This window comes from Cohnella abietis (genome assembly GCF_004295585.1).
Classification (GTDB): domain Bacteria; phylum Bacillota; class Bacilli; order Paenibacillales; family Paenibacillaceae; genus Cohnella; species Cohnella abietis.
The window spans coordinates 4838543-4852941 of the sequence record NZ_AP019400.1 but is presented as its reverse complement, the minus strand read 5'-3'; the positions used below and the strand labels follow the sequence as shown (position 1 = coordinate 4852941).

11 protein-coding genes are annotated in these 14399 nt (G+C 35.7%); 9 read left to right on the top strand and 2 right to left on the bottom strand.

All coding sequences use genetic code 11. The features are described 5' to 3' along the window. The first annotated feature begins 7 nt into the window (after window positions 1-7). The 5 genes from KCTCHS21_RS21365 to dcd all read left to right on the top strand — a co-directional run bounded on the left by KCTCHS21_RS21365 (window position 8) and on the right by dcd (window position 5088). A complete protein-coding gene (locus tag KCTCHS21_RS21365) occupies window positions 8-547 on the top strand; it encodes a hypothetical protein (protein WP_130613130.1) in 540 nt (179 codons plus the stop codon). Next, the gene (locus KCTCHS21_RS21360) at window positions 535-2442 is read left to right on the top strand and encodes an ATP-binding protein (RefSeq protein WP_130613128.1); all 1908 of its coding nucleotides are present in this window, start codon (window positions 535-537) and stop codon (window positions 2440-2442) included. The genes KCTCHS21_RS21365 and KCTCHS21_RS21360 overlap by 13 nt, the downstream gene beginning before the upstream one ends. 253 nt (window positions 2443-2695) lie before the next feature. Further along, entirely contained in the window at window positions 2696-3139 is a 444-nt protein-coding gene (locus KCTCHS21_RS21355; protein ID WP_130613125.1) for a hypothetical protein, read from the top strand. A 13-nt stretch (window positions 3140-3152) separates the two neighbouring features. Beyond that, complete coding sequence (locus tag KCTCHS21_RS21350; protein WP_130613122.1) at window positions 3153-4541, top strand: M48 family metalloprotease; 1389 nt, start codon at window positions 3153-3155, stop codon at window positions 4539-4541. Then, window positions 4513-5088 carry a dCTP deaminase gene (gene dcd, locus KCTCHS21_RS21345; protein ID WP_130613119.1) on the top strand — a complete coding sequence of 192 codons (576 nt, stop codon included), beginning with the start codon at window positions 4513-4515 and terminating at the stop codon, window positions 5086-5088. The genes KCTCHS21_RS21350 and dcd overlap by 29 nt, the downstream gene beginning before the upstream one ends. Window positions 5089-5369: 281 nt before the next feature. Here dcd and KCTCHS21_RS21340 read toward each other — a convergent pair whose 3' ends face one another. Then, window positions 5370-6320, bottom strand: a complete 951-nt coding sequence (locus KCTCHS21_RS21340; protein WP_157994091.1) for a bacteriophage abortive infection AbiH family protein — start codon at window positions 6318-6320, stop codon at window positions 5370-5372. A 447-nt stretch (window positions 6321-6767) separates the two neighbouring features. Between KCTCHS21_RS21340 and KCTCHS21_RS21335 the strand changes: the two genes are divergently transcribed. Together KCTCHS21_RS21335 and KCTCHS21_RS21330 are read left to right on the top strand one after the other, a co-directional pair. Continuing rightward, window positions 6768-7733, top strand: coding sequence for a hypothetical protein (locus tag KCTCHS21_RS21335; RefSeq protein ID WP_130613113.1), 966 nt, complete (start codon window positions 6768-6770; stop codon window positions 7731-7733). A 31-nt stretch (window positions 7734-7764) separates the two neighbouring features. Then, on the top strand, window positions 7765-8376 hold the full coding sequence (locus KCTCHS21_RS21330; RefSeq protein ID WP_130613110.1) for a hypothetical protein: 612 nt from the start codon (window positions 7765-7767) through the stop codon (window positions 8374-8376). A 110-nt stretch (window positions 8377-8486) separates the two neighbouring features. Here the strand turns inward: KCTCHS21_RS21330 and KCTCHS21_RS21325 are convergent, their stop codons facing one another. Continuing rightward, the gene (locus tag KCTCHS21_RS21325) at window positions 8487-8774 is read right to left on the bottom strand and encodes a hypothetical protein (RefSeq protein ID WP_130613107.1); all 288 of its coding nucleotides are present in this window, start codon (window positions 8772-8774) and stop codon (window positions 8487-8489) included. A 211-nt stretch (window positions 8775-8985) separates the two neighbouring features. On the opposite strand from KCTCHS21_RS21325, the gene KCTCHS21_RS21320 reads away from it, so the two are divergent. Next, window positions 8986-12222: an S-layer homology domain-containing protein gene (locus KCTCHS21_RS21320; RefSeq protein WP_162309358.1), complete on the top strand. Its 3237-nt coding sequence runs from the start codon at window positions 8986-8988 to the stop codon at window positions 12220-12222. Window positions 12223-12368: 146 nt separating this feature from the next. Then, window positions 12369-14393 (top strand): hypothetical protein, encoded by a 2025-nt coding sequence (locus tag KCTCHS21_RS21315; protein WP_130613101.1) that lies wholly within the window; start codon window positions 12369-12371, stop codon window positions 14391-14393. Window positions 14394-14399 lie beyond the last annotated feature (6 nt).

The window sequence follows — 14399 nt, the reverse complement described above, 5'->3', positions numbered from 1 at the left end:
ATGTGCAATGAGTGACAATATAAACGTAAAGAAACGAATGATGTTTAGTGCAGAAGACGATTATTATTATTTCGCATACAATACGATAATTTTTTTGCATACGCTTGGCTTTACAAGTGAGCATCAGCGATTACAAGAATGGTCAAAATTGAACTATCTTATTCCCTTTTTGTCCAATCACTCATTATTTTCTATTGTTTCTTCTAATAAAGCGATGGATAGTAAGGCATCACCTATTGATAGAGATCACTTAAAAGAGACCTATTTAAAAAGTCGATTGCGATTAAACTGGGCAGGCTCATTGTTATATGCACTTCAACAGAAGGATATTCTTTCAATGTCCAAGAATGAGAATAGAAAATCATATGATGTTTGGCTTAGTACTGAAAACCTTCCAAAAGAGTTTTTTTCTACAGAATTATTTAGAATGGAACGCAATCATAGTAAGCAAATAAAGGGTATGTTCTCACATATCAGAACAATGAAAACTGACTCATTACTTGATGAATTGTTCCGTAATAGAGGTGTATACATATGGGAAGATTAAAAATTAATCGAGTGCATTACAATGGCGATAAGTACACCTATAGTTCGCCGCGATTAACAGATGGAGTTAATATTATTGAAGCTGGAAATGGTGGAGGAAAGTCAACATTTAGTGCGTTGATTTGTTATGCGCTTGGAGATTACGTTCAGATGTTTAATTTCTCTAAAACTGAAGTTCATTTTGAAATCAAGAATGATACTAATAATTTTGTGTTGCTTGAAATTGAAATCAATCATGAGGCTTACATAATTAAACGTTATTTTGGTCAAAAAACTAATAATATGATTATTGTCCAAGATAAGAATGGTAAAGAAGAGTCATTGTACTTAAACAGACAACATATGCCTGAAGGTCAATCCACTTATTCAGACTGGTTACTTCAAAAACTGGATATTGAAGTGGTAGACGTTTGGCAAGGCACATCTCACTTTAAGGTTAATTTTACTGATTTGTTTCGTCTCATCCATTATGACCAAGGCACCGAACCAAAAAAAATATATAAAGAGCATAAGTCGGATAATAACTTCATTTCAGATTCAGCTCATATACGAAAAGTTATATTTGAATTATTGGTAGGTCATAGGTTTTCTGATTTTTATGCTATGCTTGGAAAGCTGCGTGAATTAGAGAAGGAAAGAGATGCTAAAAAAATATTATTTGATAATTTTGGTGTCCTAGCCGCTGAAATGGGATACGATACAAGCAGTCAACCTTCCAGCGAGTTGCTAAGGAAAGTAGCAGAAGATAATCTGGAACTACAACGAATTCAACTCATACGAAATGAAGTAAAGAGTCGAAAGTCAGATTCTTCGAAGTTCGAACAACAAATTCAACAACTTCGTCAAATGCTGGTTCTTAAGGAGCAAGAACTTGCAGAGGTTCAAACACATCTCAGTAATGTATCATTTGAACAGCGTGACTTGATTGAATTGAAAGAGGAACTGATAAGAGAAGTTTCACATATAAATAAGATTATTTTTTCTCATAATACACTACATCTTTTCTCTCCAGATCACTGTCCATGTTGTTTTAATAAAGTGGAACGTGTCAGTGGAGTTTGCTTGTGTGGTTCTGAAATAAAAGAAGGTCAGAGTGAACGTTTTTTTTATAATTCTCAGGAGTACATTGAAATTTTGCGTTCAAAACAAAAATCGGTAGAAACCATAGAAGTAGCTATCAATTCGTGTGGAAGAGAGATTACATCTTTACAGGAAGTTATTAAGCAGATTCACATAAACTTGGAGAATATTCGCAGTCAGTTGAAAGAGGCTGAACAACATACGAACTCCAATAACCAAGAATTACTTCAATTAAATGAACGTGTTTATCAATTGAGAAATGCTATTCAAGATAGCGAAAACAGGATTAAAATAATTGAGAAGTTTGAAGGTATCGAACGGGCATATAAAAAGGCAAAAGATGATTTTACTTCGCTTCAATTAAGGGTAAATAATACACAGGATGCAATTGAACAATTGATACAAGCCCAGATTAAAAGATTTAACGCAATATACAATGGGTTTATGACTATAACCTTAAAAGAAGTAACCAGTGCAGAGATAAATGAATATTATATGCCTGTTCTTAATGATGGTTATTACAGAGAAGCAAGCTCAGACGTACCAAAACGTTTTTTGTATTTCTTGACTCTTTTGAAAATGTCGTTGGACTCTAAGAATCGTATCCCATTTCCACAGTTTTTACTTATCGATACACCTGAAAACTTAGGAATTGATAGAGAAAATTTGAATAAATGTATGGATAGAATCTCTGAACTACAATCAACGGATTACCAAATTATATTAACCACAGGGTTAGGGAAATACCCAAACTCATTATCAGGTTTAGTTAAACAAACAATTAATGAGGGTGAGAAATTATTAAGACTAAAATAAAAATCTATATTGATTCATGGAATCACATGAGATGTGGTTTTGTACAAAACAATTTCTTGGATTGCAAAATAATGCTTATATTGTGGACGAGTTAGCAGGAAATTTTGAAGGTGTGTCGAATTAGCCTTATTCAGTCTTGTTTTCGCATACATCTTTTCCAGTGGTCTACATATACTTATATGTGGATTGAATTTTTACTAATGATCTTTTAATGTTATACTGTAGCATTAGTAATATGAAGGAGGTACTACAAATGTATTATGATGATACTTTATCAAATGAATACTCACCAGATCTTCAATTAGATCTTATTTTTTTAAATTATAGATTGTCGAATTTAATGAAAGTAATAAATTCAAATGAACGAGTTTGCCAAGATGATACAAAACCAGTTATTCAATTTTTAAAACAGGCTAAACGTTATACAAATACAACAACTTCCTTCACGTTTAACTTGGATGTATGTGATGAGGGAAATTTCAATACAATGGATGCATATATTTATTCAACACGTGCAATACCTAGAGAAGATTTAGCGATGCAAAATATATCTGATTACTTCGAACGACTTATCCGTAATTTAGATAGTTCAAATGTAACCGAAACGGTAACTATAACGTTTTTGAGAAAATTGACAGATGTAATTGAGGTTGAAAAGAATAAAGCGGTTGCGGTTTTCTCAAAATGTAATTTATAAATGAGGAGTAGTCATGAGCCTACTAAACATAAATATTCTGCGACTTATGCAGGAGCAATCTCATGCATTAAATACGCAACTTAAAAAGTTAGAAACGAGTGATTTTCCTTCAAAGGACAATCACACTTTTATTAAAGAAGCTATCAGTTTAAATAAATTGTTTTTTAGTTTTTTCAATAGTGACGATCCAAGTCAAATTTCCCAACAGGACATTCAAGTAATGTCCTATTTGTTTCGGTATTTTTTAATGAATATCTACCCAAGGATTGAGCATTCAACTGATAGTCATCATCCACTTGAAGTAATGATTCCTGTCAAAGAGATTATTGAGAAGATAACTCCAGGCGCAAACGTAATTACGAGTCCTGAATATGCTATCAATTACTCTATCGGAGAAATATGGCAATGTTTGGCGAGACCCATTAATTCACTTAATAAGTTTCCCACAATCAATGAAAATAAAACAATTATGTTAACTTTTCCAAAACTTCATAAAAATAATGTATTGTTTGGTTGTATTATGGGTCATGAAATTGGTCATTATATTGATTTACATTGTGGATTTGATCTTTCTTCAATCTTGTATAAACAACTTTGCCAATTCATTAATATTCAATCGATTAGACCATATGTGGTCAATGGACAACAATTGACTGATCAAGAGATTCAGTTGAGTCTACCTGATATGTTAAGACCTGTATATTACAATTGGGTTAAAGAATACGTTGCAGATATTCTTGGTATTATTCTATATGGTCCAGCTTCACATTTCTCCTCTGAACAAATCTTTATGTTGTATGGTGTGGAACAGGGAGCAGAAATACTGAAGGATAGTATAGCTCAATCACATCCAAGAAGAATCGCAAGAAGTCGAATTAAAAGAAGAACGATGGAGAAATTAAACTTTACTTCATATTTATCGTCTGATGTCATTCAACTAATGGATTCTTGGCATCATGGATGGGAAAACGCTCAAGGAATGACTTTTACATATGAAACTAATTCATTTAAGTTTAATCATGCAATCTTAATTGAACTTGAAGAGTTATTCCTATCAAATCTAGACCAAATCATTGATGCTATTATTAGTTTTTGTAGCGTCAAAAGTATACCTATGTATACTTCAACCGAATTTAATCAAATTACGGGGCGTTTAGTTGCAAAAATTGAAGGGTTAATTCCTCCAAATGAATTAGATGGAAACCCTGTTAGTAGCATTAGTATTTTAAATGCTGGTTGGATTTCCTACTTTCAATCATTGCAAGTCATCTGTGATGAAACAAAGAATCAGGATAAGAACGCAGCGCAAGACATTCTTAACAATCTAATTCGCAAAGCACTCTATTCAGGACATATACATAGGAGATGGATAGATGCAGCTACTAACACAACAACAAATTAATGAATTATTGAATAGTGATGAACTACATATAACTCCATTGCTAGATAGAGAAGTGCAAATAAGAGAAGTTGGCATTGATCTAAGGTTAGGTACACATTTTAAGGTTTCCGTTCAATCCAAAGAACCTGTAATTGGATTATCGGATCTTCCTATGGAGACATTTTTTCAAGATGCCTATAAAAAGTTTGGGGATTCGTTTATTTTGTATCCGCATCAACTTGTTTTAGCGAGTTCTTTTGAATACATAAAGCTACCTAAAAATATAATGGGATTATTGTTTTCTCGTTCCTCGTTAAACAGATTGGGCATTAAAATTGCTTCTGTTATTCAACCAGGCTTTGCTGGCTCACTAACTGTTGAACTGACGAATCCAGGTGAGAATGGGATACGGCTTCAAACGGGGATGAGAATGATTCAATTGTTGTTATATGAGATTCAAAGTAATGAGGATTATGAGTTAATTAGTGCTAAATATGTCGGCAATATTACTCCTGTTTTATCGCAGATAAATAGTGATAAAGATTTTGAAATCTTGAAAATCATTTGATGTTAAGTGGTTGGAGGTGAATATCATGTTCAAATGCTCTTGTGGCGAAATGATGTTCGTCAAAGAAATACAACCGTATTCAACTGGACTGACTTCATCAGAAAAGTTGGAGTATGAACGCATATGCACAGTGAGATGTCTGAGATGCGGTATGTACGAGAGCATTGTAAATTTATTGCTAGGGCTTGACTGGGTGAAGAAAAGATGGAATAGCGGAAAGAAAAACGCGACTCCAATTAAGCTGGAGTCGCATTTTTTATTGCCTTGTTTTATCAGCAAGACTAAATATCGAACCAATCAAACGTTCCTTTAAACCCACATTTACGAATCTTCGTTTTATATTCCTCATGTTCTTCGGCTTTTCCAAAACGACTCAAATACCATACGACATGTGTGGTATCTGTGCTTTCACGAATTTTACGTATGTAAGGCAAGTCAACATCGGAGAACGAAAAGCCATAAGAATAAATCTCGTTTACATTCGTTAGCTTATTAAAGAAGGATTCGTTTTTTCGTATAATCTTTTCCGTTGGCTTTTTTAGTGAACGGTGCAGCTCATCAAGCTCAAAATGGGAATCATCGTAATCCTCATAATCCTCGTCTTCATCATCCGTATTAGAGGTGAGTTCAACCCCATGACCAAGAATAATGTCTCCATTTACGATGCCATGAATATGCGTTACTTCTTTAACGTTGTACACTTGCTCCAATACTTTTGTGTAATTAAAATTTATAAAATGGTTTTCGCCATTTGAAATTAAATTTTGCAATTTTGGTTTCGGTGCAACCTCGCTTATGTCAATCGTGTTAATCCATTCGGAAAAGTAATCCTTAATAGTTTCTGTGACCATTCGGAAGTTGCTTGCAGCGTCTTCTCGTCTTTTATAGTCATCACTATAGAAATCATCGTCATCTTCTTCGTCACCAAATAGGATGGATATATCATCAAAAAATTCACTGAAATCCAGATGACCTAAACTGGTTTCAATATCACACCAATTGTTTGCATCTGCTTCTGCATTTGAAATCACATGCATGATGAAGGATACAGCTTCATCATCATCAAACACTTCCTCACCATCAGGCATAGTGCTGCTGGAGATATTGAATGAAGGCGTTCTTTTCGATGCGTCAGGATAGTTTTCTAATAAGTATTTTCGGAAGTTGTCATATCTTGTTGGTAAAGAGTGAGCTACATCAAAGCCGTTACCCAGAATAAATAATCGATTCAAATTCTTCACCTTCTTAGAGCATTTATTTTAATTATAGCATTTTCGCAGTAAATCGTTCAGTATAGGCGGTGCATGAATACATAATTTGGAATCATTATCTTTTTTTGATTGCTTATCTATGCGGACGCAAACCAAAAACCGAGAACCCTGATATAAATAGGATTATCGGTAAAATTTATTGTTTGAAATCAGCATTCGGAAAGGTATTAGCTGCACCTTTCGCAATTCAGATAAGAATGAATTAATTTGCAATAATCATCTGTTAATTGTTTTAGGTTGGAGGAACTATGGATTAGAATCCACTCTGCTGCGCAACCCATTCAACTGCAGTAACGTTCGATTTCAATGGTCTGAATGAAATTGAATCAAAGTAGCTTGCTTTTATCCATTGTTGTTATAATGTTGATAAGCGTATTCATAAGGGGTATTTAGAAAGCAGGTCATGTAGTGATTAAAATAACTTCGAAGACACCTCCCAAAATTATTATTAGTCAGAAAACAATCGATGATATAAATAGCGACTTAGATATTTCTAAAACAATCAGTGATCCTTCTGAAATTCCTGTTGGAGAATATGTAAATGCAATCGGTTTAAATGTTCTTCGTCAAAAGGCAGTTGAATCACTGTTCTCAACTGACCATTTTGCTTTTGAGAATAATAAAATCAAAATTAAAAGTCATGTCGATATAAGATTAATCGCTGGTCATGTTTTTGAAAACTACATCGTCAATCTTATGCGAATGGATATGAAAATTGGAAAAAAGATGCTGGGGTGGTCAACGGGATTTAATGAGAACAACTATCCGATAATTGGTAATCGCAATGACTTTGTTTCTTTTTATTTTGGAATCAGGACAATTGCAAAATCTTCAAGGGAGACCAAGGAGTGGGATACAAATAAGTATTCACATACCACAAAAGATGATGTGGCTTTTTATGTTCGCAATCCAGTTGATTCAGAAAAAAGTATATGTCTTGGAGGATTTCAAGTTAAGGCGATTCAAGGAAATGAACGAAGAGAAATCATATCCCCATTACTGAAGAATGAATATTCAAGCGTCATTACACTTCTGAAAAATGACAAAGGCGAACATAGTTACGTTAGATGCATGAAAATTATAGATGACCTAAAAAGCAGTGGGGAAATAACAGAAGAAGAGGCTCAAACGGTTAAAAGAAAAATTGGGCATCCCAGTATGCTTGGCATTTATCAAGAATTAATTGATGATGTATACGGCAAGTTGTTGAAGCTAGAGCGTAAAGGATTAAAAGAAGAGAAGTTAATACATGATGGTGGGGGATTTATATTTGATGGACTAATATCATATGTACATGAGACTGATGAAAACGGTTCGTTTGTAATATCAGAGGGCAATGGAAATGAAAGGACTCTCATCATTGAGGAAGTATAAGTCCATAATTCTGTATAAACGAGTGTGATTCATGATAAACGTACCTATTGATCCGAAAGAACGGTTAAACTATCTTCTTGATTTGGCTTGGAGCATATTTATTAATCGCCTTGCTCTTGGACGAATTAATGTAAATAAAGAATCATCCATGCAGTTACATTATGCATCGTTTATCCATAATCTAGGGGAATTAATGTGCTTGGACAAGTCGGATGTGTTCAAAATTGAGTTGGAGCATTCTTATGAAAACAAGAACGTGGATATCGTTTGTTATTACAATGACTTTAAGGCTGCAATAGAGTTAAAATGCTTCCGAAAGTCATCGAATAGAGCAACTGACAACGATATGTATGACGTTCTCAAAGACATTGAGAAGTTGATGAATTTCAACAATTTTGCTGTAAAACGATTTGTTTGCTTAACCGATAATCCGTACTATATAAATGTCCAGCATTCTGGTCAGGCTGAAATTGTTAGTACCAGTCAAGGTACGCTTTATTATCATGACGTTCCAATCGTGCCTACTTGGGTGGAGAAACGACAAGAAAAAAGCAGGGACAGGACGTTACAATTCAAGCATGACGTGGGTTTTGAGTGGTTAAAGGAGAAGAACTGGTATTATTTAAATATGAGATTAGAATAGTCTAGGAAATCATTCAATTTTGTATGATTTCCTAAACTATTGTTCAAATGTTTTGTATGAGTTCATATAGATTTGTATGAAATCATTCATCAAGATTTCTTTACTGTTAATCATGTTTCGGATTTGATCAGATTTTTAGCTTCATGAATAACGCTATGAGGAAGTTTGTCTGAATTTATAATGAGTTGAAGTGCTTCAAGGTGTCGGTTGGATTTGAAAATAATCCGAGCAGTGTTGACTCTAATAATTTGAGCATCATAAGAAGTGGCTTTTGGATTTTCATTGAGCATCTTTGATGCCAAAAATTCTTTACTGATGTTTAAGTTCTTTATTTCGGAGTAGTATCTGATAAAGATTTCTTTACCGATTGTGTTCAATTGTTTGTACGTTTTCGACATAGGATTCACTCCAATATGCTTTTAAGGTAAGATTAGCATATAAAAGTGTAGCTGTGTTTTAGCAATTTTCACGGCTAATAATGACTGTTGATTGTGGATAATTAAGCGGTGGTTACAACGATATTTTAGATGCCAGTGTACCGTGTGCGTGTACTTGATATTGAGAACAGATCAAATGATATTTTACCATTTGATGGAGGGCGGAAAGAGAGTGAATATTTCAAAGAAGGTGCTTCAAAAGCTAACGATGCTAATGCTGGTGGGAATGGCATTTACAGTTTTACTTCCCCTAACAGCAAATGCTTATTTTGCTGTTCATTTTAATTACAATTCAACTAACCAAGAGGTAAGCGGACAAGTTTACACTAAGGATTGGAACAAAGTCCATGTTAAGATTACTGCAGATGATCATTCTGTAACAGAATTGAGATACAGTGATGGGACTAGTTTGTCTGAATTCTTTTACGGGTACGATGACAATAACAATATTTATAAAAGTCTTGGTTTTTCTAAACTAAATATTGCGAGCGCTCCTTCTAGCATTCAAGTAAGTAATGATAATGGGCAAAATTGGTTGTTTACTGAAAAGAACGAAAATAATTATAACGGTTTTTTTGATGATGAAAATGTAAAATTGAACGGGTATCGAATTTCTGCAACGGAAAGCTATTCCTCAATTTCTGAAAGTACTGCTACCTATGTATCTCCAAACACGGAACTGTTTAGGTTTACTCCAGCTAATGATACCCTTAACAATATTTCGCATACGGATAACTTAATTGCTTTAAGCTTTGATTTCGGAGCGGATAATCTATTGAATTGGAGTAAACTTACGGGTAGTGATTTTGTTCTAAAGAATACAACAAATAATAGTGTCATTTCTATTTCAGGCATTAGGCCAGCAAAAGACAATCAATATAATCCCTATACTGCTACCTGGACTAGTAAAGACTCTACACGAGAATTAATAATAGAAACCCAAACTAAGCTCTTACTAGGGAATAATTATGCTCTGGTAACATCATCTCTAATGGATGGGAATGAAATAAAGCGTTTGTCAGCCGGTAAATACGATCTAAGTCTATCAATTGGTAGTATAGTAAATAACTTTGATACAGATCTGAATGCTGACACCTACTATGTAAAAGCGGATAATTATCACGCTTTTAATCAAGTGACAGTAGTTAATCAAGTGCCTCCAACAGGGCCATCAACAGGGGGGACCCCAACAGTGCCTGAAATAGTCACTGACCCGCCAGTTATCGATTCTAACGCAAGTGAAGTACTCAGTTCCGGTTTTTATTATTATTCTTCAAATCAGAAATTAGGCGGAAATATTTACACAAAAGATCCCAATAAATTGCGTGTTAAGATTACGGCGAAAAATAATTCTATAACAGAGGTTACTTCTAGCTCAGCTCAATTCTTCGGTACTGTCTATGATGATAACAATATTATGTACAAAAATGTTGTTTTTAATGGAATCCCTGTTGCGGAGGCACCATTGAGTATTCAAGTGAGTGAGAACGATGGAATCGATTGGATATCCTTCACTTCAACTGACAATAATTTCACTTATAGAAATCAGAATGAAAAAGTTAGATTAGGCGCATATCGTATTTCGGCGACACAAAAATATTCGTCGGTTAGTGCGAATACTTACGTACCTGCAAATACGGAGCTCTTTCGTTTTACTCCTGCTGACGATACAGTGAATAATATTTTACATACACACAATTTAAATTCTATTAAGATTGATTTTGGAGCGGATAACTCTTTGAACTGGGGTAATATCACTATCAGTGATATTATCCTTATGGATGTGACCGATAATAATCGTATCATTGGGTTAGCGGGTTTTACGAGTGAAAGGAACAATACTTTTCCGGATTGGGTAAATCCAAATCTGACTCGAACAATGGTAATTGAGACACAATCTTACCTCGTTAGAAATCATGAGTATGTCATTAAAACATCGGATTCTGCTCAAGGAAATGAGATAAAGCTTCCACCTGCTGGTCAGTACAACCTAAGTTTGTATGTGGGACTTCTTTTTAATAATGTTGTAACCGTTCAGGCAACAACAAACTTACATAAGTTTGATAATGTAACTATAAGTGACCCGACACCACCAACACCATCAACACCACCAACAGGGTCTTTTTCATTTCCAGCTACACCGCCAGCAGTTACTACTGGAAGCAATGGCGTAACTTTGACACTTGGGCCAGATAGTGTAAAGACGGAAACGAATTCTGACGGTAAGCAAAATGTTACCTTATCCTTGAACAATGATGACCTGAAAAATGCATTCGAAGCCTTGAAAAATAATCAATCGGCATCACAAACTATTATCGTTAACGTTGACAAGAAGGGCGATTCAACGAAAGTAGAGCTTCCAGCGGGATTATTGGCGGAGAGTATCAAATCTAGCCCAGAGACTGTCATTTCAGTAAAAACAGACAGCGGTAGCTTTGATCTTCCTATTCAATCGATTGATTTTGAAGCATTGGCCAAGAAGCTGGGAACGGATATTGCAAAACTAAAGCTGTCTATATCCTTGAATGCTCCGACATCCGAACAAGAAAAGTCTGTTCGACTTAAAGCAGAAGCACAAGGACTAAGCATTATCAATGTGTTGGATTTTAGTGTGACTGCGGAAGCAGGCGGGAAAACGGAAGAAATCACTAGCTTTGGTAGCACATATGTACCAAGAACGATTGCTATTACTGGACAAACGGATATTAAGAAGCTAATGGCTGTCATTATTAATTCGGAGTCTGGGGAACTTCAATTCATACCTGCGATTCAGAAAAACTCAAATGAGATCGTCATTATGGCCCCACATGCAAGCTTGTACGCGATAGCAGAGAGGAAAGATAAATCATTTTCCGATATTCAGAAGCATTGGGCCAAATCGGATATTGAGCTGCTTGCATCTAGATTGCTAGTAAACGGTACATCTGCGGATAACTTCTCTCCAGATAAAGATGTTACTCGGGCGGAATTTACTACTTTAATAGCTAGAGCTTTAGGCTTGGAGATGGTAAAGACCGGAACTAAATTTACAGATGTATCAGCGAAAAGTTATTATGCTAAAGCGGTTGAAGCAGCAGTTCTAGCAGGTATTGTACAAGGGCGGAGTGATACTTTATTTGCTCCGAATGCCACAATTACACGCGAAGAGATGTACGTAATGGTAGCACGAGCTGTAGCCTTTGCAGGGAAGAAGATCGAGATTTCTGGTAAACAGAAACAGTTACTCGACACCTTTACGGATAATAGCCGTATCTCCTCATGGGCACAAGCTGCAGTAGCACAATCGGCGGAGGCTAACATCATTCGTAGAGAAGCAAATACACAATTAAAACCGCAAGCGAATGCAACCCGTGCAGATGCGGTAAGTTCACTTAAGCGATTGCTGGAATATGTTAAGTTTATAAACTAGTTTTAGATAACTTCCACTGACTGCTCTCATCGTCCATATGACGAGGGAGCAGTTTTTTTAATAGGACCAACTCCATAAATAAAGAACTTTTCCAGTAATAAAATCGTTCTATAGATATACCATTATTTAGGGAAGAGGCTTTAACGATGATGCGAAGAAGGCTGATAATACTAGGGATCACATTGGTTGTATTAATAGGGATCTTATTTTTTGTTGCTAAACAGAATAGGTCTAAACTTGTTCCCGAGGCTACTCACACAAATGAGGTTAAATTGTTTGAAGTGCCTTTTTCCCAGAAGGGGTTAGATTGGAATCATGACGGCGAGCAAGATAGGCTTTCGATTATTATGACCGAGGGAGTGCTAGTAGCAGATAGTAATCCTGGGCCATTCGAGGGTGAATATTATGTAGGGGAATTTGTTGCTGAATTAACAGACTTAAACGGCAAGGTGCTTCAGCGGCTTGATCTAGCTCCAACCTTTGGAGAGGAGCTGCGATTCCGTAAAGGAAGCTTCGAGCTAGTTATTGATGACTATAACGGGGATAATAATCCGGATTTTACGATTGGACAGTATGCATCAAGTAATGGAAATGTCTATAACATATACACGATTCGACCTGATGGGATCTTCATGATTGGGAAGGATATATTTAGTACGAGCTCCGACTATTCTATTCCTCTGTCCAAAGCATCGCCGAAATCTTTCTTAACTCGTTATTACGATAACACGGGTGGAAGTTTAATTGAAGCTACATACCAATGGGATGGGGATACGTTTAAGAAAATAGCAGAAAATCGGGTTGAAGAAATCGATCCCAAAGAGCTAAGCTTAACGATCACCCCCAATGAGTATGGTTTTCAACTGAATTTCAGTAACGGCTATTATGTGAACGAGAGAGAAAGGGTAGCAAGTGGTAATACACTCGCGGTTCCTTTCACTCATATAGAGGATACTGGGCAAAACCAAGCTCTCTTACGAAGAGTGATTGGGATTATTGATTTGCAAGACCAGAAGATTGTGTCGACGAATGTGATCACAGATACTAATCTAAGCAACTCCTATGATGTTTCCAGTGCTTTGGAGGTATTCGGGCTATTAGATGAGGATAAAATTGTTTATTCTAATGTACTCAACAAAGCCGGCTCACAAACCTTTAATATAGAAGCATTAAATTTAAGAACTTCTGAAATAGAAACGCTAGTCGTTGGAGCACCAACCATAACGAACGAAATAGATAGCTTCGCTCTCAATTGGTATAGTTCGCTTTCGAAAAAGCTGGTATTCAATAAATACCATGATGGTGACATAGAGGTCATTAACTTAAAAACACTATCGTTAGAAAAGTTCCGTAACAAATATAAGCATTCTTGGCCAACCTTCAAAACAGCTCCCTCACCGGATGGGTCAATGTTTTGGTATGAGAATAAGAAGCTTGAGTTAATTGATCTGCAGGAAAACATTATCGCCCAAGTCCCATATCCCAAAGGGATGATTAATTACCCTATTTGGGAATGGAGCAAAGATAGTCAATATTCAGCACTTTATTACACATCCGATAATAATCCAAAGCATATCATGAGCTCGGAAGAGATGATTATTATAGCACCGCAGGGAATCCGTCTTTTTAACAAAGAAGGTAAGGAGGTCGCGAGCTTAAAGTCGGATGCGAAAAAGGACGAGTACGTGGACATTGCTGGTTGGCTACCTGAATATAACTCTGTATTACTCCGATACTTTCATCTAGACCGAGAGAACGGACAGAAGCAAGACTTTGCCATAGCTGATTCAGCATTTAAGCTATACGATATTAAGCAACGTAGATTTTTTCAATTGAAAACCGTACAGGAGCCAACTGACAATACATCCCCAGTTTTAGTTGAATCAGCTATAGGCTCAATAAATGGGTTCTTGCTAGATTTAAACAAAAGGCAAATATGGGAAGCACCAAATAGCGCCTATGTCATCCGTTCAGATCAGGGTGTAATTTACACCATAAGCAATGATGATGTGAATAGACAATCGCAAATCTCCCGTATTGATGTTACTAACAGTAAATGGGATGAGAAAAAGCTGCCGTTTGCCATATTTTCTCCTAAATATGTCGGGCAGCATTGGATTATGTATGAAGGTTACAAATTTATTGATCTGGCTAAGCTGTTTCAAGAATAATAAGTT

What these genes read in the sequence shown, in the direction of transcription:
- KCTCHS21_RS21365 (WP_130613130.1), top strand. Translation starts at nt 8, where the DNA reads ATGAGTGACAATATAAACGTAAAGAAACGAATGATGTTTAGTGCAGAA.
- KCTCHS21_RS21360 (WP_130613128.1), top strand. Translation starts at nt 535, where the DNA reads ATGGGAAGATTAAAAATTAATCGAGTGCATTACAATGGCGATAAGTAC.
- KCTCHS21_RS21355 (WP_130613125.1), top strand. Translation starts at nt 2,696, where the DNA reads ATGTATTATGATGATACTTTATCAAATGAATACTCACCAGATCTTCAA.
- KCTCHS21_RS21350 (WP_130613122.1), top strand. Translation starts at nt 3,153, where the DNA reads ATGAGCCTACTAAACATAAATATTCTGCGACTTATGCAGGAGCAATCT.
- dcd (WP_130613119.1), top strand. Translation starts at nt 4,513, where the DNA reads ATGCAGCTACTAACACAACAACAAATTAATGAATTATTGAATAGTGAT.
- KCTCHS21_RS21330 (WP_130613110.1), top strand. Translation starts at nt 7,765, where the DNA reads ATGATAAACGTACCTATTGATCCGAAAGAACGGTTAAACTATCTTCTT.
- KCTCHS21_RS21325 (WP_130613107.1), bottom strand. Translation starts at nt 8,774, where the DNA reads ATGTCGAAAACGTACAAACAATTGAACACAATCGGTAAAGAAATCTTT.
- KCTCHS21_RS21315 (WP_130613101.1), top strand. Translation starts at nt 12,369, where the DNA reads ATGATGCGAAGAAGGCTGATAATACTAGGGATCACATTGGTTGTATTA.